The sequence below is a fragment of the Streptomyces sp. NPDC052299 genome, from assembly GCF_040679335.1.
Classification (GTDB): Bacteria; Actinomycetota; Actinomycetes; order Streptomycetales; family Streptomycetaceae; genus Streptomyces.
The window spans coordinates 123,326-142,615 of sequence record NZ_JBFAUP010000002.1 but is presented as its reverse complement, the minus strand read 5'-3'; the positions used below and the strand labels follow the sequence as shown (position 1 = coordinate 142,615).

The window sequence follows — 19,290 nt, the reverse complement described above, 5'->3', positions numbered from 1 at the left end:
GCGGCGACGAGGCCGCACGTGAACAGTTCGGAGATCAATCATGCTGAGGAGAACGGCGTACGCGCTGCTCGTGCTCGCTCTCGCGGGCACGGCGACGGCCTGCGGCCGGTCGGCTCCCGATCCGGCCACCGCCGCTACGGCGCGCGGCCCGATCACGGTCTGGCTTTCCAACAACGCGCAGGAGGTGCAGTGGGGCAGGGCGATGGTCGCCGCGTGGAACGAGGCCCATCCCGACCAGCACGTCACCGCGCAGCAGATCCCGGCCGGCAAGACCTCGGAGGAGGCCATCAGCGCCTCGATCATCGCGGGGACGACGGCCTGTCTCGCCTTCAACACCTCCCCGGCGGCGGTGCCGACCTTCCAGAAGCAGAACGGCCTCGTCCCCCTCAGTGACTTCCCGGACGGCGAGAAGTACATCACCGGTCGCGGCGGCTCCCTCACCGACCAGTACCGCTCCACCGACGGCAAGTTCTACCAGCTGCCGTGGAAGAGCAACCCGGTCATGATCCTCTACAACAAGAAGCTGTTCGCGAAGGCCGGTCTCGATCCCGAGCACCCGAAGCTGGCCACGTACGAGGAATTCCTCGAGACCTCCCGGACGCTCGTGCACAGCGGCGCCGCGAAGGCCGCGATATGGCCTTCGCCGAGCAGTGACTTCTTCCAGCCCTGGTACGACTTCTATCCGGCGTTCGCCGCGCAGAGCGGCGGAAAGCAGCTGATCGAGGACGGCAAGCCGCAGTTCGACTCGGCGGCGGGCCGACAGGTCGCGGCGTTCTGGCGCACGCTGTACGCGGAGAAGCTGGCGCCCCAGGAGCAGTATCCGGGCGACTCGCTGAACGACGGCAAGGCCGCCATGGCGACCGTGGGCCCGTGGGCGGTGGCCGCGTACAAGGACAGTGTGGACATCGGTGTGGTGCCGGTGCCGACCGCCGACGGCGGGAGCGGCAAGCACTCGTTCAGCGACGAGAAGTCCGCCGCGATGTTCAGCGCCTGCAAGAACCGGGCCACCGCCTGGGACGTGCTGAAGTTCGCGAGCTCCGCCGCGCAGGACGGGAAGTTCCTGGAGACCACCGGCCAGATGCCGATGCGCGAGGACCTGACGGCGAAGTACCCCGGCTACTTCGCGAAGAACCCGACGTACAAGGCGTTCGCCGACCAGGCCCAGCGCGTCGTCGAGGTGCCGAACGTGCCGGGCTCCATCGACATCTGGCAGGCGTTCCGCGACGAGTGGACGAAGTCGGTCGTGTTCGGCCGCGAGTCCACGGACGCGGGGCTGCGCAAGGCGTCGTCCGAGATCACCGACCTGCTGAACGAGTACGGGGACCCGTCATGAGCGTGAACCTGGACGCGGCGCCCGGCGCCGTGCGCACGAGTGGAGCCGCCCCGCGCGGCAGGGCGCGGCGTGGTCTGTCGCGGGCCGGCGCGCTGTTCGTGTCGCCGTACGTGCTGTTCGTCGTGGTGGTCTTCGCGGTCCCGCTGGTCTACACGGTGTGGATCTCCTTCCACCGCTTCTACTTCACCGCGCCGGGCACGGACATCGACTCGCCGTGGGTGGGTCTGTCGAACTACCGGGACGTCTTCACCGACCCGGTCGTCGGGCAGGCGTTCCTCAACATCCTGATCTTCCTCGTGATCAACGTGCCGCTGACGGTGGGCCTCTCGCTGGTGCTGGCGAGCGCGCTGAACGCGAAGATCCGGGGGCGTGCGTTCTTCCGCGCCGCGTTCTACGTGCCGTACGTGACGGCGAGCGTGGCCCTGGTGGCCGTATGGCAGTTCCTCTTCGGCTCGGACGGGTTCGTCAACCACCTGCTCGGCTCGCACGCCCCGGATCCGTCGTGGCTGGTCAACTCGCATCTCGCGATGCCGATGATCGCCGTGTTCGTGACCTGGAAGCAGCTCGGCTTCTTCGTGATGCTGTACCTGGCGTCCCTGCAGAACGTCGGCAAGGAGCTGTACGAGGCGTCCGCCATGGACGGCGCGGGCAAGGTGCGGCAGTTCTTCTCGGTGACGGTGCCGGGCGTGAGGCCGGCGACGACGCTCGTCGTGATCTACGCGATCATCACCGGCGCCAACCTGTTCAGCGAGCCGTACCTGCTGACCGGCGGCGGTGGCCCCGACCACGCGTCGACCTCACCCGTCCTGCTCATGTACCAGAAGGGCATCGAGCAGGGGCATCCCGACTTCGCGGCCGCTCTGGGCGTCGTTCTCGTCGCCTTCGTGATGGTCGTGTCGATCGCCGCCCGCAAGCTCACCGAGAGGGGCGACTGACATGAGCGCCACCAACCCGAAGCCCACCCGCCGGTTCTCCGCCGGGAGCGCCGTCCGCTACGTGCTGCTGTCGCTCGGCGCCGTCGCCTTCCTCTTCCCCTTCTACTACATGATCGTCGGCTCGCTGCGCGGGCAGACGGTCGGTGACCTGTCGGCGGCGGTCCCGTCGGGGCTGACCGGCGACAACTACGCGGCGGTCAACGGCGCGATCTCGCTGGGCCGGTCCCTGCTCAACTCGGGGATCATGACCATCGGGGTGCTGATCTGCACGCTGGTGTTCGGGGTGCTCGCCGGGTACGCGCTGGCACAGCTGCGCTTCCGGGGCAAGGGGGCGGTCTTCGCGGCCCTCCTGCTCGTGCAGATGATCCCGTTCCAGCTGCTGACGCTGCCGCTGTACGTGCTCGTCGTCCGCGACTACGGGCTCGGCGACAACTACCTGGGCATGATCCTGCCGTTCGCGATCAACTCGACGGCCGTGTTCCTGTTCCGCCAGTTCTTCGCGCAGATGCCGCAGTCGCTCTTCGAGGCGGCCCGCATCGACGGCGCGAGCGAACTGCGCATCCTGTGGAGGATCGCGCTGCCGATGGCCCGGCCGGCCGTGCTGACCGCGCTGCTGCTGACGTTCATCGGTCCGTGGAACGAGTTCCTGTGGCCGTTCCTCGTGACCAAGAACGCGGACATGCAGCCGCTGGCCGTCTCGCTCGCGAGCTTCCTCTCCAACCTTCAGGGCACGGTGGCCAACCCGGCCGGTGCCCTGCTGGCCGGCGCCTGTGTGCTGGCCCTCCCCGCGGTGGTCCTGTTCCTCCTGTTCCAGCGCCACTTCACCTCTACCGACATCGATTCCGGAGTAAAGGGCTGATCGCCATGAGCAACACCACCACCGCCACCCACATCCCCTACCGCATGGTGCGCAAGGGTGTGGTCATGTCCCCGCTGGCCGGTGAGGCGAACGAGGTCGAGGGTGTCCTGAACCCCGCCTCCGGCCGCACCCCGGACGGCACCCTGCACCTGCTGCCGCGCCTGGTCGCCGAGGGCAACGTCTCCCGCGTCGGCCTCGCCGAGGTGACCTTCGACGAGGCGGGCGTGCCGAACGGCGTCGAGCGCCGCGGCACCGTCCTCTCCCCCGACGAGGGCTGGGAGCGCGGCAAGAACAACGCCGGGGTCGAGGACCCGCGCATCACCTGGATCCCGTCGCTCGGCAAGCACGTCATGAGCTACGTGGCCTACGGCCCCCTCGGCCCGAAGCCGGCGCTCGCCGTGTCCGAGAACCTCACCGACTGGACCCGTCTCGGTCCGATCCAGTTCGCCTACCAGCCGGACCTGGACACCGACCTCAACCTCTTCCCGAACAAGGACGTCGTCCACTTCCCCGAGCCGGTCCCGGGCCCGGACGGCGAGCCGGCGTACGCGATGCTGCACCGCCCGATGTGGGACCTGGGCTGGTTCCGCCCGGGCGAGGGCGTCCACCTGCCCGCCGGTGTCACCGACGAGCGGCCCGGCATCTGGATCAGCTACGTGCCGGCCGCCGAGGTGGAGGCCGACATCACCGCGCTGACCCGGCCCCGCGACCACCGCCTGCTGGCCCTGTCCGAGTTCCCGTGGGAGTCCCTGAAGATCGGCGGCGGCCCCGCCCCGATCCGGGTGCCCGAGGGCTGGCTGCTCATCCACCACGGCGTGTCGGGCTCCATCGAGGACCCGTGGGCCCAGAACCAGGACGTGTCGTACGCGGCCGGCGCGATGATCCTCGACCCGGCCGACCCATCCCGCGTCCTCGCCCGCTCCGACCAGCCGCTGATGGCGCCGGAGACCGAGGAGGAGCGCTCGGGCACCGTCCCGAACGTCGTCTTCCCCACGGCGATCGAGGAGATCGACGGCGAGCTGTACGTGTTCTACGGCATGGCCGACGCGCACATCGGCGTGGCCCTCCTGGAGCGCACGGCATGACCGACGGCGCCCTGGGCATCGGCCTGGCCGGCTGCGGCGGATTCGCGGAATTCGTCCTGGACGCGATCGCCGGGCTGCCCGGCCTGCGGCTCGCGGCGGTCGCCGACCCCTCGCGGGAGCGGGCCCGGCTGCTCGGCGAGCGGCACGGCGTCCCGGCGCTGGGTTCGCTGGACGAGCTCCTTCGGCGGGACGACGTGGCGGCCGTGCTGATCGCCACCCCGCCGGCCACCCATGCCGCGATGGCCACGGCCGCGCTGCGGGCGGGGCGCCACGTGTTCTGCGAGAAGCCTCTCGCCACCACGACCGAGGACGCGTCGGCGGTCGTCCGCGAGGCGCGGCTCGCCGGGCGCGTCCTGGTCGTGGACCATGTGCTGCGCTACAACCCGCTGCTGCGGGCGGTGGAGCGGCTGACCGGGCGGGGGCTGCTCGCGCCGCCGCGCCGGTTCCTGTTCGAGAACGACGCGTCGGACGAGGACCTGGGCCCCGGCCACTGGTTCTGGGACCCGGCGCACAGCGGCGGCATCTTCATCGAGCACGGCGTCCACTTCTTCGACGCCGCCCGGGCCCTCCTCGGCAGCGATCCGCTGAGTGTGCGGGCCACCGCGGTCGGCCGCCCCGGCGGGCCGGTCGACATGGTCAGCGCCGATGTGGTGCACCCCGGGGGTGTGCTCGCCTCGCACCTGCACTCCTTCACGCACGCCCATCGCGCCGAGCGGCAGCTGATGCGCCTGGACCACGGCTTCGCGGAGACGCGGATCAGCGGCTGGATTCCCGTGCACGCGGAGATCACGGCCTGGGTGGACGAGGAGGGCGCCCGTGCCTGGGAGGAGCTGCCGGGGCTGCGGGACGACCTGCTGGCCGTCGAGGGGTTCCGGCCCGGCGGCGGTGAGCGGATCACCGTGCGCGTGGAGCGGAACGCCGGGTCCGCCGCCCCGGCCCGGGGCCGGGGCGAGGAGCGGACCGTGCCGCACCGGGTGACCGCCGTCCTCGACCTCGGCGGCGAGCCGCGCAAGCCGTATGTGTACGCGCAGAGCGTGCGCGCCGCGATGGCCGACCTGGTGCGGGCGGCCCGGACGGGCGCGCCCACGGTGGCCGGTCCGGTCAGCGGTTTCGCGGCGGTCGCGGTCGCCGAGGCGGCCACGGTCGCCGCCGCGACCGGCGCCGAGCAGCACGTCCTGTCCCCCGGTCCGGCGCTCTCCGAAGGAGTCCCCGCATGAGCTGGTGGCAGGACATGGTCTGCTACGAGGTGTACCCCCGGGCCTTCGCCGACTCGGACGGCGACGGAACGGGCGACCTGGCGGGTCTGACCGCGCGCCTGGAACACATCCGGGACCTGGGCGCGGACGCCGTGTGGTGCACCCCGTTCTACCCGTCCCCGCTGGCCGACGGCGGCTACGACATCTCCGACTACACCGGTGTCGCCCCGGACCTGGGGACGGACGCGGACGCGGGACGGCTGACCGCCCGCGCCCACGAGCTGGGTCTCAAGCTCATCGTGGACCTCGTCCCGAACCACACGTCGGACCGCCACCCGTGGTTCCTGGACGCGCTGGCGGCGGGCCCGGGATCGGCGGAGCGGGAGATGTACCTGTTCCGGGCGGGCCGGGGCGCGGCGGGCGAACTACCCCCGAACGACTGGCAGTCGGCGTTCGGCGGGCCCGCCTGGACGCGGGTCGCGGACGGCGAGTGGTACTGCCATCTGCACGCGTCCGAGCAGCCCGATCTGAACTGGCGCAACCCGAAGGTGCGCGACGCCTTCACGGACGTCCTGCGGTACTGGCTCGACCGGGGCGTGGACGGCTTCCGGGTGGACGTGGCCCACGCCCTGTTCAAGGCGGAGGGCCTGCCGGACGCCGGGCCCGGGCAGCACACCGACCCGCTGCGCAACCACCTGATGCCGTACTACGACCAGGAGGAGCTGCACCCGCTGTACCGCGAGTGGCGGGCGCTGCTCGACACCCATCCGGCACCGCCGGGGGCGGTGGCACCGCACGACCGGGTGATGGTCGCGGAGTCGGCCGTCTTCGACCCGGCGCGGCTGGCCCGCTACATCCGGCCCGACGAGATGCACCAGGCGTTCAACTTCGCGTTCCTGGAGGCGGCGTGGGACCCGGCGGAGCTGCGCCGCGTCATCGACGACTCGTTCGGGGTGCCGGGCGCGGCCGTCACCTGGCTGCTCTCCAGCCATGACGCGGTGCGGCCGGTCACCCGGTACGGCTCGCTCGCGCGGGCCCGCGCCGCCGCCCTGCTGATGCTGGCGCTGCCGGGCTCCGCGTACCTCTACCAGGGCGAGGAGCTGGGTCTTCCCCAGGCCGAGGTGCCCGTCGACCGCATCCTCGACCCGCTGTGGGAGCGTTCCGGCCGCACCGAGCGCGGGCGCGACGGGGCACGGGTGCCGCTGCCGTGGTCCGGCGCGCGGGCGCCGTACGGCTTCACCACGGCTGACGCCGGGGCGACCTGGCTGCCGCAGCCCGCGGACTGGGCCGGTCTCACCGTCGCCGCGCAGGAGACGGACCCCGGCTCGACGCTCGCCCTGTACCGGGCGGCGCTCCGGCTGCGCCGCGCCCATCCTGCCCCGGACCCGGCGGCGCCGCCCGTCTGGCTCTCGGAGCCCGGCGCGACCGTTCTGGCTTTCCGGCGCGGCGAGTTGGCGTGCGCCGTCAATCTGGGCGACGAGCCGGTGCGTACGCCCGGCCGCCCGCTGCTCAGCAGTGCACCGCTCGACGGGGACGCGCTGCCGCCCGACACCGCCGTGTGGTTCCTCGCCCCGCCCTCCTCCCGTACCGACCGTTCCGCACCTGGAGACACCCGATGACGACGCCCGTGACCGACCCGACGCCCCGGACCGACCTGTCGGGGCTCGTCAAGGCGTACGACGTACGCGGTGTGGTGCCGGACCAGTGGGACGAGACGACGGCGGAGCTGTTCGGCGCCGCGTTCGTCCGGGTCACCGGTGCGGACGCGATCGTGACGGGACACGACATGCGGCCCTCCTCCCCCGGTCTCGCCCGGGCGTTCGCGCGCGGCGCCATCGCGCAGGGCGCCGACGTCACGGAGATCGGGCTGTGCTCGACGGACCAGCTGTACTACGCGTCGGGCTCGCTGGGGCTGGCCGGGGCGATGTTCACCGCCTCGCACAACCCGGCCCGCTACAACGGCATCAAGCTGTGCCGGGCAGGTGCGGAGCCGGTGGGCCAGGACACCGGCCTCGCGGAGATCCGTGCTCTGGTCGAGCGGTGGACGGACGACGGGGCGCCGGCCCCGGCCGCCCGCGCGGGTGCCGTCACCGGGCGGGACACCCTGGCCGGGTACGCCGCGTATCTGCACTCCCTGGTGGACCTGTCCGCGATCCGCCCGCTGAAGGTGGTGGTGGACGCGGGCAACGGCATGGGCGGCCACACCGTCCCGACGGTGCTCGCAGGGCTGCCGCTGACGGTGGTGGAGATGTACTTCGAGCTGGACGGCACGTTCCCGAACCACGAGGCCAACCCGCTGGAGCCGGCGAACATCGTGGACCTCCAGGCGCGGGTGCGCGCCGAGGGCGCCGATCTCGGGCTCGCCTTCGACGGCGACGCGGACCGCTGCTTCGTCGTCGACGAGAACGGCGACCCGGTCTCGCCGTCGGCGATCACGGCCCTGGTCGCCTCGCGCGAGCTGGCACGGCACCCGGGCGCGACGGTCATCCACAATCTGATCACCTCGCGCGCGGTGCCCGAGGTCATCCGCGCGGCGGGCGGCACACCGGTCCGCACCCGGGTCGGTCACTCGTTCATCAAGGCCGAAATGGCCCGTACCGGCGCCGTGTTCGGCGGTGAGCACTCCGCGCACTACTATTTCCGCGACTTCTGGAACGCGGATACGGGCATGCTGGCCGCGCTCCACGTCCTCGCCGCGCTCGGCGGCCAGGACGGCCCGCTCTCCGCGCTGACCAGCCGCTTCGAGCGGTACGCCGCGTCCGGCGAGATCAACTCCACGGTCAGCGACCAGGCCGCCCGTACGGCGGCGGTCCGCGCGGGGTGGGAGTCCCGCCCCGGAGTCACGGCCGACACGCTGGACGGGCTCACGGTCAGCGGCGCGGACTGGTGGTTCAACCTCCGCCCGTCCAACACGGAACCGCTGCTGCGGCTCAACGTGGAGGCCCGCACGGAGGAGCTGATGCGCGCGGTCCGGGACGAGGTGCTGGCGACGGTGCGCGAGGGCTGAGTACCCGCCGGGCACAATGCGGGCCATGAGCCTGCACTACGAAGTCGTCTTCACCTGCTACCTCCGCGAGAGCACGCCCGCGCCGGTACTGGACGCCCTGCGGTGGCACCTCGGCCTGACCGAGGAGCCACCGCAGGGCTACGGCGAGGACGAGTACGCGTATCCGCTGCTCAGCCCGGACCCGCACACCCGTCTGCCCGGCGGGGACTTCGCGTCGCTGCGGCTCCAGGACGGGGGCTGGGGCCTGTACAGCCGCAACTACTGGCTGGACGACGACATGGGCGAACTGGTGACGGTCCTGGACCTGCTGGCCCCGCACGTCGCGAGCCCCGGCCCCGGCGGCTTCTTCCGCGAGGAGGACGAGACCCGGCCGACGGTCCTCACCTTCCGGGACGGGGCGTACGACGCGCTGAAACCGTGACGGCCGCCCGGCGCCTTCCGGCAGGGTGACGGTGCCGCCGAGGGGCGCTCGTGCCAGGGTTGCGCGCATGGAGATCACCGTACGCACCGCCGTCGAGCGGGACCTTCCCGTGCTGCTCGCCCTCTACCGGGAGCTGAACCCCGACGACGCGGCCCTGCCGCCGGAGGTGGCCCGGGCCGGGTGGGAGCACATCGCGGCACAGCAAGGGCGCACCGTTCTCGTCGCCGAGGCCGGCGGGGCCGTCGTCGGAACGGCCGACAGCATCGTCATGCCGAACCTGACCCGGGGCGGGCGGGGCATCCTCTTCGTGGAGAACGTCGTGGTCGCCGAAGCCGGGCGCCGCCGGGGCGTCGGGCGGCGGCTGCTGGACGCGATGGTGGACCTCGCGGAGGAAGCCGGTTGCTACAAGGTGCAGTTGCTGGCCGCCGATGACGCGTACGTGCACACGTTCTACGCGGCGTGCGGCTTCGAGCCGCGGGCCCAGGGGTTCCGGCGCTACCTCGCGCGCGGGGCGTGACCGGCGGCGCCGTTCAGCCGTCCGCGCCGAAGCGGTCCGGGGCCAGCGTCCTGAGCAGGGCGTTGACCACCAGGTCCGTCGAGGCGGCCATGTCCACGGCGCCGGGGGCCAGCAGCCACTGGACCTGGAGGCCGTCCATCACGGCGATGACGGCGTTGGCCGCGTGCTCGACCTTGTCCGAACCGTCGTCGGGGAGGCCGCACGCCTCGCGGAGGGCGTCGGCGACGAAGCCCCGCAGCCCGTCGTAGCGGTCCCGGAAGTAGTCCTGCGCCGGGTGCTCGTCGGTGACGGACTCCGCCGACAGGACCGCGTACAGACGGACGATGCCCTCGCGTTCGGCGTTGCGGACCGCCGTGTCGACCAGGTGGCGCAGGAAGGCCAGGCCCTGCGGGCGGTCCGGGCCCAGCTGCTGGATGTCGGACTGGTCGCGCAGTTCGAGGACGCTGGTGAGCAGGAGCGCCTTGGACCGGAAGTAGTGCAGGACACCCGCCTGGGTGAGGCCGACGCGGTCGGCGATCTCGGCGAGCGAGGCGTTGTTGTAGCCACGGGCGGCGAAGGTGTCCATCGCGATGTGCAGGATGTCCCGCTGCCGCTGCTGGGCTTCCGGGCTCCTGGGCGTGCGGGGCTTCGCCGACCGGCCGGACCTGCCTGCTGACTGGTTGCTCACCGGCACAGCTTAGACCGGCGGGAACAGGGGTCAACGGGTGCGTCAGGGCCGCTGACCTGGGGGCGGCAGGGCAGGGGAACCGCCTGGCACCAATGCGCGTACGACTACTTACTAACCACTTAGTGGGTGTGCTTTCATGTCGCCGTCGTCCACGGAACCGCGCCCCGCCACGGTCCCCGAGGGACGCGCCATGTCCTCCCCCAGGCATGACCGAAGGAGAGCCGCACATGTCCCACGACACTCCCCCGCGCCCACGGGCGCGCGCCGCAGGCGCGGCCCTGGCGATGGCCGTCGCGGCCGTCGGCCTGGCCGGCGGCGGTACGGCTGCGCAGGCCGCCGACCCCACCGCGCAGGTATGGGTCACCACCCCCGACGGCGCCAAGAAGCTGTCCGCCGAGGGGTCCGTCGCCTTCACGGGCACGCCGCAGAGCGTCGACATCCGCGTCGACGCCAACAGCAAGGGTCAGCGGTTCACCGGGGCGGGCGCTTCGGTCACCGGTGCCTCGGCCCACCTCATCCAGGGCCTGCCGCAGGACAAGCGGAACGCGCTGATGGCCTCGCTGTTCTCGTCGGCCGGCGACGGCATCGGGCTCAGCTACCTGCGTCAGCCGCTCGGCAGCAGCGACTTCAACGCCGACAGCAGCCTCTACACGTACGAGGACACCCCGGGCTCCTTCTCCATCGACCGGGACAAGGCCGAGATCATCCCGGTCCTGAAGCAGGCCACCGCCGTCAACCCGGCCATCCGCTTCATGGGCACCCCGTGGTCGCCGCCCGCCTGGATGAAGACCAACAACGCGCTGAACGGCGGCAGCCTCAGGACCGACAGCTACCAGGCGTACGCCGACTACCTGGTCAAGGCGATCAAGGCATACGGGCAGCAGGGCATCGCGCTGACCGACCTCACCGTGCAGAACGAGCCCGAGTTCGCCGCGAGTTACCCCTCGATGACCATGACGGCGTCCCAGCAGGCGGACTTCTTCAAGGTGCTCGACCGGACGCTGACGGCGGCGAACCTGCCGACGAACCTGCTGGCCTTCGACCACAACTGGGACCACCCGAACTACCCGTTGGAGGTGTTCAACGGGACCCCGGGCATGAGCCGGGTGATCGGTGCCGCGTTCCACTGCTACGGCGGCGCCCCGTCCGCCCAGCAGCAGGTCGTCGACGCCGGGAAGCGGGTGTTCTTCACCGAGTGCTCCGGTACGGAGAGCGCCGACCGGTCCGCCACGTTCGCCGACACCCTCAAGTGGCACGCCGAGAACCTCGTCGTACAGAACATGCGCAACGGCGGCGAGACGGTCATCGACTGGAACCTGGCTCTGGACCAGAACGGCGGTCCGCACCAGGGTGGTTGCTCGGACCGCTGCAACGGCGTCGTGGAGATCGCGAACGGCAATGTGACGCGCAACGCCGAGTACTACGTGCTGGGCCAGCTCGCCAAGTTCGTCAAGCCCGGGGCCACCCGCATCGGCTCGACCAGCCAGGGCAGCGGTGGCGTGGAGAACGTCGCCTTCCAGAACGCGGACGGCACCCGCGCCGCGTACGTGGTCAACTCGGCCACGAGCGCCCAGAAGTTCTCGCTGACGGACAACGGCAGGTCGCTGGTCTACACGCTGCCCGCGGGCGCGGTCGCCACCTTCGTGTGGAGCGGCACCGACGGCGGCACCACGGAGCCGCCCGCGGGCTCCATCGACTCGTCCGCCTGGTACCGGGTGAGGAACGCCAACAGCGGTGCCTGCCTGGACGCCGCCGACTGGGGCACCGCCGACGGGACCGCGCTCCAGCAGTGGAGCTGCACCACGGGCGCCAACCAGGGCTGGCAGTTCCGACCGGCGGGTGACGGCACCTACCAGGTCGTCAACCGGCACAACGGCAAGGTGTGGGACGTCGACGGCGGCCCCGGCGCGACGGCGTCCGGCACCCGGGTGCACCTGTGGTCGTACGTGGGCGGCAGCAACCAGCAGTGGCGGGCGGAGCCCTCCGGCGCGGCCGGCCGCTACCGCTTCGTCGCCCGCAACAGCGGCAAGTGCCTGGCCGTGGACGGCGGATCCACCGCCAACGGGGCGCACCTCTCGCAGCAGCCGTGCGACGGATCGGCGGCGCAGACGTTCGCCCTGGAGGGCTGAGCAGCCTCGGACGCGTGCCCCCGCGAGCGGACCGCTCGCGGGGGCACCGTGCGTACGCCGCCGGGCTCAGCCGAGACCGCGGTGGGCGGCCCACAGCGTGCCCGCGCGGCTCGCTCCTTCGGCGACCAGGGCCGCCAGTTCGGGCCGGTCGGGCACCGGGAACGAGACGTACGCACCGCGTCCGCCCGCCACCGGACGCCCGTACGCCTTCGCGGCGAGGTGGCCGTCGGGGAGGAGCCGGATGTTGAGGGTGGTGAGCTGGAACTCCGTGCCGCGCCGGGTGTCGGTCCAGCGGAGCTCCGCCGGGATGGTGACGTTGACGGCCAGGGCGCTCACTTCCAGGTCTCCGCTCATCCCCGCATGATCCCATGTGCCTCCGCGCGCCGGGGCATGCGGCGCAGTGCGCGTGGGCTGCCGTGCTCCCGGGGGGCTCCGCACGCTCTACCGGGGCGCGCGGGCGACGGAAATGATGAGCACACCGCAGGTCAACCTGGTGATCCGCACCACTGCGGCGGAAGGAGCCCATGGTGTTGCTTCTCATCTCTCCGGACAGCGTCGAGGAAGCCGTCGACTGCGCGAAGGCGGCCGAGTATCTCGACATCGTCGATGTGAAGAAGCCCGACGAGGGGTCGCTCGGCGCCAACTTCCCCTGGGTCATCAGGGAGATCCGGGAGGCGGTCCCGGCCGGCAAGCCGGTCTCCGCGACCGTGGGCGATGTCCCGTACAAGCCCGGCACGGTGGCCCAGGCGGCGCTGGGGGCCGTCGTCTCGGGTGCCACCTACATCAAGGTCGGGCTCTACGGGTGCACAACCCCCGACCAGGGAATCGAGGTGATGCGGGCGGTCGTGCGGGCGGTGAAGGACCACCGTCCCGAAGCGCTGGTCGTCGCCTCGGGCTACGCCGACGCCCACCGCGTCGGATGCGTCAACCCGCTCGCGCTGCCCGACATCGCGGCCAGGTCCGGCGCCGACGCGGCCATGCTGGACACGGCCATCAAGGACGGCTCACGGCTCTTCGACCACGTGCCACCGGACGTCTGCGCCGAGTTCGTCGGCCTCGCCCACGCCTCCGGGCTGCTCGCGGCTCTCGCGGGCAGCGTCAAACAGGCGGACCTCGCCACGCTGACCCGCATCGGTACGGACATCGTGGGGGTGCGCGGTGCGGTCTGCGAGGGCGGCGACCGCAACGCAGGAAGGATTCAGCCGCATCTGGTGGCCGCGTTCCGGGCGGAAATGGACCGGCACGCCCGCGAGTTCGCGGCCGGCGTCACCCTCGCCGGCTGACCGCCGGGATGCCGACCTCCGACGCGGTGGAGCGCGGCCGGGGCGCGTGGTTCTCCGTGGCCGACCCGGCCACCGGGGAGACCTGCGGCGAGGCCCCCGACATGCGGCCGGACGAGCTGGACGCGGTGATCGGCCGGGCCCACCGGGCCTGGTCCGGGTGGCGGGCCGACGCGGCCGCCCGGGCGCACGCGCTGCTCGGCGCGGCGGACGCCGTGGAGGCGGCCGGTGACGGCCTGGCGCGGCTGCTCACCCGGGAGCAGGGCAAGCCGCTGGCCGAGTCGCACGCGGAGGTCGCCCGGACGGCGGCCCGGCTGCGGTACTTCGCGGACCTGGCCCCCCGGACTCGGCGGATCAGCGACGGACGGCCCGTGCGCAGCGAGGTCCGCTGGCGTCCCGTCGGACCGGTCGCCGCGGTCGTGCCGTGGAACTTCCCGCTCCAGCTGGCGGCGGCGAAGTTCGCGCCCGCGCTCGCGGCGGGCAACACCGTGGTACTCAAACCGTCCCCGTACACCCCGCTCGCCACCCGGCTGCTGGGGTCCGTTCTCGCGGCCGCCCTGCCCGATGACGTGCTGACCGTCGTCACCGGGCGCGAACCGCTCGGGGCCCGGCTGGTGGCGCACCCGGGCATCCGCCACGTCACGTTCACCGGTTCGGTGCCCACCGGGCGGGCGGTCGCCGGGGGCGCGGCGGCCTCCCTCGCCCGGGTCACCCTGGAACTGGGCGGGAACGACGCGGCCGTCCTGCTGGACGACGTCGATGTGGAGGAGGTGGCGGACCGGCTGTTCTGGGCCGCGTTCCGCAACTGCGGGCAGGTCTGCATGGCCGTCAAACGGGTGTACGCCCCCGCCCGGCTGCACGCGGAGGTGGTCGAGGCGCTGGCCCGGCGGGCGAAGTCCGTCGCGGTGGGCAGCGGCCTCGACCCGGACACCCGCATCGGCCCGGTCAACAACGCCCCGCAGCTGGCCCGGGTGGCCGAGCTCACCGCACGGGCCCTGGCCGACGGCGCCCGGGCCGCGGCCGGCGGACACCGGCTGGACGGGCCGGGCCACTTCTTCGCCCCGACGATCCTCACCGACGTGCCGCCCCACAGTGCGGTGGTGACGGAGGAACAGTTCGGGCCCGTCCTGCCGGTGCTCCCGTACGGGAGCGTCGATGAGGCGGTCGACGCGGCCAACAGCACCGGCTTCGGGCTCGGCGGCTCCGTCTGGGGCACCGATCTCGACCGGGCCGAGGCGGTGGCGGACCGGCTGGAGTGCGGGACGGCCTGGATCAACCATCACGCGGAACTGTCGCTCGCCCAGCCGTTCGCCGGGATCAAGGACAGCGGGGTCGGCGTCGCGGGCGGGCCGTGGGGGCTGTACGGAAATCTGCGGCCCTTCGTCGTCCACCGCCCGGAGGAGCCATGACCAGGAGATTCCGGGCGGCGGTGCTGCGCTCGTACGAGGAGCCGTTCGCGGTCGAGGACGTCGTCCTGCGGACGGAGCCCGCCGCCGGTGAGCTGCTGGTGGAGATCGCGGGCACCGGGATGTGCCGGACCGACCTCGCGGTGCGCCGGTCCGCCGGGCGCAGCCCGCTGCCGGCCGTCCTCGGCCACGAGGGGGCCGGGGTCGTCGTGGGGTCGGGCGGCGGGCCCGGTACGGAGACCGGCGTCGGCGACCATGTGGTGCTGAGCTTCGACTCCTGCGGGCACTGCCGGAACTGCCGGGGCGCGGCTCCCGCGTACTGCGACTCCTTCGCCGCCCTCAACCTCTTCGGCGGCCGTGCGCGGGAGCCGGCCCGGCTCGGCGACGCGGACGGGAAGGCGCTGGCGCCCCGGTGGTTCGGCCAGTCCTCGTTCGCCGAGTACGCGCTCGTGTCCGCCCGCAACGCGGTCCGCGTCGACCCCGGACTGCCCCTCGAACTGCTCGGGCCACTCGGCTGCGGCTTCCTCACCGGGGCCGGGGCGGTGCTGAACACCTTCCGCGCCGGTCCCGCCGACCCGCTGGTGGTCCTCGGCGCCGGGGCGGTGGGGCTGGCCGCGGTCATGGCGGCGGGGGCGGCCGGTGTACCGGTGGTGGCGGTGGACCGGCTGCCGCGGCGGCTGGAGCTGGCCGAGCGGTTCGGGGCCGTCCCGCTGTCCGCCGACGCGGCCGGGCTGCCGGAGCGCGTCCGCCGGCTGACGGACGGCGGTGCGCGGTACGCGCTGGACACGACGGCGTCGCCCGCCCTGATCAACGACGCGCTCCGGGCGCTGCGCCCGACCGGGACGCTGGGCCTGGTGGCGCGGCTGCACAGCGCCCTGGCGCTGGAGCCGGGCACGCTGGACCGGGGCCGGAGCGTCCGCCACATCTGCGAGGGGGACGCCGTGCCGGGGCTGCTGATCCCCGTACTGACGGAGCTGTGGCGGGCCGGGCGCTTCCCCTTCGACCGACTGATCCGTACCTATCCCCTGGCCGACGTCAACGATGCCGAACGCGACTGCGAAGCGGGCCGGGTGGTCAAACCCGTCCTGATCCCGGAGGGAAGGAACCGATGAACGAGGCATCCGGTACGACGCACCAGGACCTGGCGGTGGAAGGCGTGGACGCGGGTGTGGGCCTGACCGCGCTGCTGGTCGCCGCCGCCCGCGCGATCGAGACCCGTCGCCGCGACAGCCTGGCCCGCGACATCTATGCCGAGCACTTCGTCCGGGCCGCTCCGGCGTGCGCCGGGTGGCCGGTGCGCATCGAGCAGGTGCCCGACGGGGACGCGAACGCGTTGTGGGGCCGGTTCGCCCGCTACTTCGGGCTGCGGACCCGGGTCCTGGACGACTTCGTCGTGCGGTCGGTGCTCGCGGGCGCCCGCCAGGTGGTGCTCCTGGGGGCCGGGCTGGACACGCGGGCGTTCCGGCTCGACTGGCCGTCCGGCTGCGTGTTCTTCGAGGTCGACCGGGCGGGTGTGCTGGCCTTCAAGCACCAGGTGCTGACAGACCTGTCGGCCGCGCCGAAGGTGAGCCGCGTGCTCGTGCCGGTGGATCTGCGCGACGACTGGGTCACCGCGCTGACCACGTCGGGCTTCGACCCGGCGGCGCCGAGCATCTGGCTGGCGGAAGGGCTGCTGTTCTACCTGCCGGGCCCAGCGGAAACGTATCTCGTGGACACCGTCGACCTGCTGGCCGCCGAGGGCAGCGCGCTGGCCTTCGAGGCGAAGCTGGAGGCGGACCTCCTGGCGTACCGGGACAGCGCGATCTACACGGCGACGCGCGAGCAGATCGGCATCGACCTGCTCGACCTCTTCGACAAGGGCCCGCGGCCCGACTCGGCGGGGCGGCTCGCCGCGCGGGGCTGGTCCGCGTCGACGCACACGCCCTTCGAGTTCACCCGCCGCCACGGGCGCGGCCCCCTGCCGGAGCCGAACGACGCGCTGGAGGGGAACCGGTGGGTGTTCGCGTACCGGCGCCGGATGTAGGGCCTGCCGGTCCCAGGGCGTGTTCAGTCCGCGGTATCCGATGAAGTCGCCCTCCTCGCAGCGCTGGACGGGGAGGAGGGCGATGCCGGTGTTCTCCGTGCCGGCGAGGAGACCGGCGACGGGGTCTCGGGTGCGGCGGCGAGCCGGAGCGCGCGGCCGGTCAGCGAGGTGTCGTCGCCGAGCAGGGCGGCCGGGGTGCCGGTGAAGACGACCCGGCCGCCGTCGCTGCCGGCCCCGGGCCCGATGTCGATGACGTGGTCGGCTCGGGCGACGACGCGGAGGTTGTGCTCGACCACGACGAGCGTGGCCCCGGCGTCCAGCAGGTCGTCGAAGAGCACATTGATTCGGTCCACGTCGCTGGGGTGCAGTCCGGTGGTCGGCTCGTCCAGGACGATCCGCTCGCCGGACAGGTCGTCCACACCGCAGAGGTGGCGCGCGAGGAGAAGGCGCTGCTTCTCCCCGCCGGAGAGCGTGTCGAGGGACTGGCCGACGGCGAGGTAGCCGAGGCCGACGCGTTGCTGCCAGGACATCGCCGCGACGATTCCGGGGTCGTCGGGGAACAAGTCCGCGAGTTCGTGCGCGGCCATGGAGAGCACATCGGCGATGGTGCTGCCGCCGACCGTGACGGCGAGGGCGGTGTCGTTGAAGCGCCGGCCCCGGCACACGTCGCACGGGGTGGAAACGTCGTCCAGGAAGGCCAGCTCGGTGGTGAGGTGGCCCTTGCCCCGGCAGGCGGGGCAGGCGCCCTTGGAGTTGAAGCTGAACCAGGACGGGTCCAGGTCCGACGCCCGCGCGAACGCGCCCCGGACGTGGTCGGCCACGCCGAGGACGGACAGCGAGGTGGACCGCTGTCCGCCGCGCAGCGGGTCCTGGCCCACGACGGTGAACCCGGGGTGCTGGGCGGGGAGTTCCCGGGTGGCGAGGGAGCTCTTGCCGGAGCCCGCGACCCCGGTGACGGCGGTGAGGACGCCGAGCGGGACTTCGGCGTCGAAGCCGGTCAGGTTGTTGGCCCGGGCCTTGCGGACGAGGGCGGAGCCCTGCCACGGGCGGGCCCTGGCCGCGACCTTCAGCGGGGTCCCGAGCAGCCGCCCGGTCACCGTGCCGCTCGCGCGGAGGGCGTCGGGCGTGCCCTCGAACTCGATCCGCCCGCCCTCGGCCCCGGCGCCCGGGCCGATGTCGATGACGTGGTCCGCGATGCCGATCAGCTGCCGGTGGTGCTCGACCACCAGCACGGTGTTGCCCGAGTCCCGCAGCCGGAGCAGCAGCTGGGTGAGGAGGTGGACGTCCACGGGGTGCAGGCCGACCGAGGGCTCGTCGAACACGTAGGTGACGTCGGTGAGGGCGCTGCCCAGGTGCCGGACGATCTTCACGCGCTGGGCCTCGCCGCCGGAGAGGGTGGAGGAGGTCCGGTCCAGCGAGAGGTAGCCCAGGCCGACGGAGCGGAGGGCGTCGAGGGTGGCGCGGATGCCGTCGAGCGCGGGTTCGACGCGCGGGTCGTGGGTGTCCGCCAGCAGCTCCCGTAACCGGGTGACCGACATGGCCGACCAGTCCGCGAGGGAACGGCCGTCGATCAGACTGGCCCTGGCCGCCTCGTTGAGCCGGGTGCCGTGGCACTCCGGGCAGGTGTGCCGGGTGGTGATGCGGTCGAGCTCCTCGCGGACCTGTGCGGAGATCTTCGTCGGGTGGTTCTTGACGAAGGTGTCGCGCACGCGGGTGATGACGCCGTCGAAGCGGGCGGTCTTCGGGAACTCGGGGTCCGGGTCGGGCAGTTTCAGCTGCTCGGCGTGGAGGAAGAGGTCCATCTCCTCGTTCGTGTAGTCCTTCAGCGGCTTGTCCCGGTCGAACAGTCCGCTGTACGCGTACCTCTTCCACCGGTATCCGCCGCGCCGGAAGAGGCTGAAGCGGACGGGCCCCTCGTTGATGGACTTCTCCGGGTCGATGAGTTCGGCGGGGTCGATGTCGACGACGGTGCCGATGCCCTCGCACTGCGGGCACATCCCGGTCGGGTCGTTGAAGGAGTACGCGGGTGTGTACCCGGCGGAGGGTTCGCCGATCCGCGAGAACACGAGCCGCATCAGTGGTGCGACGTCGCAGGCGGTCGCCACGACGGAGCGGGCGTTGCCGGTGAAGCGGCGCTGGTCGATCAGCGCCGTGAACGTGAGCCCGTCCATCGACTGGACCTCGGGCGCGGGCAGCTGCGGCAGCCGGTTGCGTACGAACGTCGGATAGGCGTCGTTGACCAGCCGCTGGGCCTCGGCCGCGATCGTGTCCAGCACCAGCGAGGACTTGCCCGAGCCGGACACCCCCGTGACGACGGTGAGCGCCTTCTTGGGCACGTCTACGGTGATGTCCTTGAGGTTGTTCGTCGCCGCGCCGACCACGCGGATCACCCCGGCCGCATGCGCATCGCTCATCAGGGGATCGTACTCAGC

Annotated in this window: 17 protein-coding genes; 14 read left to right on the top strand and 3 right to left on the bottom strand. The window is 72.5% G+C overall.

Annotation, left to right across the window (positions count from 1 at the left end):
* Positions 1 to 40 precede the first annotated feature (40 nt).
* The 9 genes from AB0L33_RS03805 (at position 41) to AB0L33_RS03765 (ending at position 9,353) form a co-directional block, all read left to right on the top strand.
* Entirely contained in the window at positions 41 to 1,333 is a 1,293-nt protein-coding gene (locus AB0L33_RS03805; protein WP_365677506.1) for an extracellular solute-binding protein, read from the top strand.
* Positions 1,330 to 2,268, top strand: a complete 939-nt coding sequence (locus AB0L33_RS03800; protein WP_365677505.1) for a sugar ABC transporter permease — start codon at positions 1,330 to 1,332, stop codon at positions 2,266 to 2,268. Before AB0L33_RS03805 ends, AB0L33_RS03800 begins: the two co-directional genes overlap by 4 nt.
* Before the next feature lies 1 nt (position 2,269).
* Entirely contained in the window at positions 2,270 to 3,127 is an 858-nt protein-coding gene (locus AB0L33_RS03795) for a carbohydrate ABC transporter permease (RefSeq protein ID WP_365677504.1), read from the top strand.
* Between the two features lie 5 nt (positions 3,128 to 3,132).
* On the top strand, positions 3,133 to 4,212 hold the full coding sequence (locus AB0L33_RS03790) for a glycosidase (RefSeq protein ID WP_365677503.1): 1,080 nt from the start codon (positions 3,133 to 3,135) through the stop codon (positions 4,210 to 4,212).
* The gene (locus AB0L33_RS03785) at positions 4,209 to 5,429 is read left to right on the top strand and encodes a Gfo/Idh/MocA family oxidoreductase (protein WP_365677502.1); all 1,221 of its coding nucleotides are present in this window, start codon (positions 4,209 to 4,211) and stop codon (positions 5,427 to 5,429) included. Before AB0L33_RS03790 ends, AB0L33_RS03785 begins: the two co-directional genes overlap by 4 nt.
* The gene (locus AB0L33_RS03780) at positions 5,426 to 7,027 is read left to right on the top strand and encodes a glycoside hydrolase family 13 protein (protein ID WP_365677501.1); all 1,602 of its coding nucleotides are present in this window, start codon (positions 5,426 to 5,428) and stop codon (positions 7,025 to 7,027) included. Before AB0L33_RS03785 ends, AB0L33_RS03780 begins: the two co-directional genes overlap by 4 nt.
* Positions 7,024 to 8,415: a phosphomannomutase/phosphoglucomutase gene (locus tag AB0L33_RS03775; RefSeq protein WP_365677500.1), complete on the top strand. Its 1,392-nt coding sequence runs from the start codon at positions 7,024 to 7,026 to the stop codon at positions 8,413 to 8,415. The genes AB0L33_RS03780 and AB0L33_RS03775 overlap by 4 nt, the downstream gene beginning before the upstream one ends.
* Positions 8,416 to 8,440: 25 nt before the next feature.
* A complete protein-coding gene (locus AB0L33_RS03770) occupies positions 8,441 to 8,836 on the top strand; it encodes a hypothetical protein (RefSeq protein ID WP_365677499.1) in 396 nt (131 codons plus the stop codon).
* A gap of 67 nt (positions 8,837 to 8,903) precedes the next feature.
* Positions 8,904 to 9,353 carry a GNAT family N-acetyltransferase gene (locus AB0L33_RS03765; protein ID WP_365677498.1) on the top strand — a complete coding sequence of 150 codons (450 nt, stop codon included), beginning with the start codon at positions 8,904 to 8,906 and terminating at the stop codon, positions 9,351 to 9,353.
* Between the two features lie 13 nt (positions 9,354 to 9,366).
* On the opposite strand, the gene AB0L33_RS03760 is transcribed toward AB0L33_RS03765, so the two are convergent.
* On the bottom strand, positions 9,367 to 9,930 hold the full coding sequence (locus tag AB0L33_RS03760) for a TetR/AcrR family transcriptional regulator (protein WP_365677892.1): 564 nt from the start codon (positions 9,928 to 9,930) through the stop codon (positions 9,367 to 9,369).
* A gap of 317 nt (positions 9,931 to 10,247) precedes the next feature.
* On the opposite strand from AB0L33_RS03760, the gene AB0L33_RS03755 reads away from it, so the two are divergent.
* Positions 10,248 to 12,149, top strand: a complete 1,902-nt coding sequence (locus AB0L33_RS03755; protein ID WP_365677497.1) for an RICIN domain-containing protein — start codon at positions 10,248 to 10,250, stop codon at positions 12,147 to 12,149.
* Positions 12,150 to 12,215: 66 nt separating this feature from the next.
* Here the strand turns inward: AB0L33_RS03755 and AB0L33_RS03750 are convergent, their stop codons facing one another.
* Positions 12,216 to 12,503, bottom strand: coding sequence for a hypothetical protein (locus AB0L33_RS03750; protein WP_365677496.1), 288 nt, complete (start codon positions 12,501 to 12,503; stop codon positions 12,216 to 12,218).
* A 173-nt stretch (positions 12,504 to 12,676) separates the two neighbouring features.
* Here AB0L33_RS03750 and AB0L33_RS03745 point away from each other — a divergent pair, with 173 nt between their 5' ends.
* Genes AB0L33_RS03745 through AB0L33_RS03730 form a run of 4 tightly spaced genes read left to right on the top strand, consistent with a single transcriptional unit; the run spans position 12,677 to position 16,858 of the window.
* Complete coding sequence (locus AB0L33_RS03745) at positions 12,677 to 13,432, top strand: (5-formylfuran-3-yl)methyl phosphate synthase (protein ID WP_365677890.1); 756 nt, start codon at positions 12,677 to 12,679, stop codon at positions 13,430 to 13,432.
* An 8-nt stretch (positions 13,433 to 13,440) separates the two neighbouring features.
* Positions 13,441 to 14,838, top strand: a complete 1,398-nt coding sequence (locus tag AB0L33_RS03740; RefSeq protein ID WP_365677495.1) for an aldehyde dehydrogenase family protein — start codon at positions 13,441 to 13,443, stop codon at positions 14,836 to 14,838.
* Positions 14,835 to 15,947: a zinc-binding dehydrogenase gene (locus AB0L33_RS03735; protein ID WP_365677494.1), complete on the top strand. Its 1,113-nt coding sequence runs from the start codon at positions 14,835 to 14,837 to the stop codon at positions 15,945 to 15,947. The genes AB0L33_RS03740 and AB0L33_RS03735 overlap by 4 nt, the downstream gene beginning before the upstream one ends.
* Positions 15,944 to 16,858 carry a class I SAM-dependent methyltransferase gene (locus AB0L33_RS03730; protein ID WP_365677493.1) on the top strand — a complete coding sequence of 305 codons (915 nt, stop codon included), beginning with the start codon at positions 15,944 to 15,946 and terminating at the stop codon, positions 16,856 to 16,858. Before AB0L33_RS03735 ends, AB0L33_RS03730 begins: the two co-directional genes overlap by 4 nt.
* Positions 16,859 to 16,881: 23 nt before the next feature.
* Here the strand turns inward: AB0L33_RS03730 and AB0L33_RS03725 are convergent, their stop codons facing one another.
* Entirely contained in the window at positions 16,882 to 19,272 is a 2,391-nt protein-coding gene (locus AB0L33_RS03725; RefSeq protein ID WP_365677492.1) for an excinuclease ABC subunit UvrA, read from the bottom strand.
* Positions 19,273 to 19,290 lie beyond the last annotated feature (18 nt).

Bases quoted from the DNA above. Each gene is read 5' to 3' on its own strand.
- AB0L33_RS03725 (WP_365677492.1), bottom strand. From the start codon at position 19,272: ATGAGCGATGCGCATGCGGCCGGGGTGATCCGCGTGGTCGGCGCGGCG.
- AB0L33_RS03765 (WP_365677498.1), top strand. From the start codon at position 8,904: ATGGAGATCACCGTACGCACCGCCGTCGAGCGGGACCTTCCCGTGCTG.
- AB0L33_RS03780 (WP_365677501.1), top strand. From the start codon at position 5,426: ATGAGCTGGTGGCAGGACATGGTCTGCTACGAGGTGTACCCCCGGGCC.
- AB0L33_RS03795 (WP_365677504.1), top strand. From the start codon at position 2,270: ATGAGCGCCACCAACCCGAAGCCCACCCGCCGGTTCTCCGCCGGGAGC.
- AB0L33_RS03770 (WP_365677499.1), top strand. From the start codon at position 8,441: ATGAGCCTGCACTACGAAGTCGTCTTCACCTGCTACCTCCGCGAGAGC.
- AB0L33_RS03790 (WP_365677503.1), top strand. From the start codon at position 3,133: ATGAGCAACACCACCACCGCCACCCACATCCCCTACCGCATGGTGCGC.
- AB0L33_RS03730 (WP_365677493.1), top strand. From the start codon at position 15,944: ATGAACGAGGCATCCGGTACGACGCACCAGGACCTGGCGGTGGAAGGC.
- AB0L33_RS03805 (WP_365677506.1), top strand. From the start codon at position 41: ATGCTGAGGAGAACGGCGTACGCGCTGCTCGTGCTCGCTCTCGCGGGC.
- AB0L33_RS03775 (WP_365677500.1), top strand. From the start codon at position 7,024: ATGACGACGCCCGTGACCGACCCGACGCCCCGGACCGACCTGTCGGGG.
- AB0L33_RS03785 (WP_365677502.1), top strand. From the start codon at position 4,209: ATGACCGACGGCGCCCTGGGCATCGGCCTGGCCGGCTGCGGCGGATTC.
- AB0L33_RS03800 (WP_365677505.1), top strand. From the start codon at position 1,330: ATGAGCGTGAACCTGGACGCGGCGCCCGGCGCCGTGCGCACGAGTGGA.
- AB0L33_RS03735 (WP_365677494.1), top strand. From the start codon at position 14,835: ATGACCAGGAGATTCCGGGCGGCGGTGCTGCGCTCGTACGAGGAGCCG.
- AB0L33_RS03750 (WP_365677496.1), bottom strand. From the start codon at position 12,503: ATGAGCGGAGACCTGGAAGTGAGCGCCCTGGCCGTCAACGTCACCATC.
- AB0L33_RS03740 (WP_365677495.1), top strand. From the start codon at position 13,441: ATGCCGACCTCCGACGCGGTGGAGCGCGGCCGGGGCGCGTGGTTCTCC.
- AB0L33_RS03755 (WP_365677497.1), top strand. From the start codon at position 10,248: ATGTCCCACGACACTCCCCCGCGCCCACGGGCGCGCGCCGCAGGCGCG.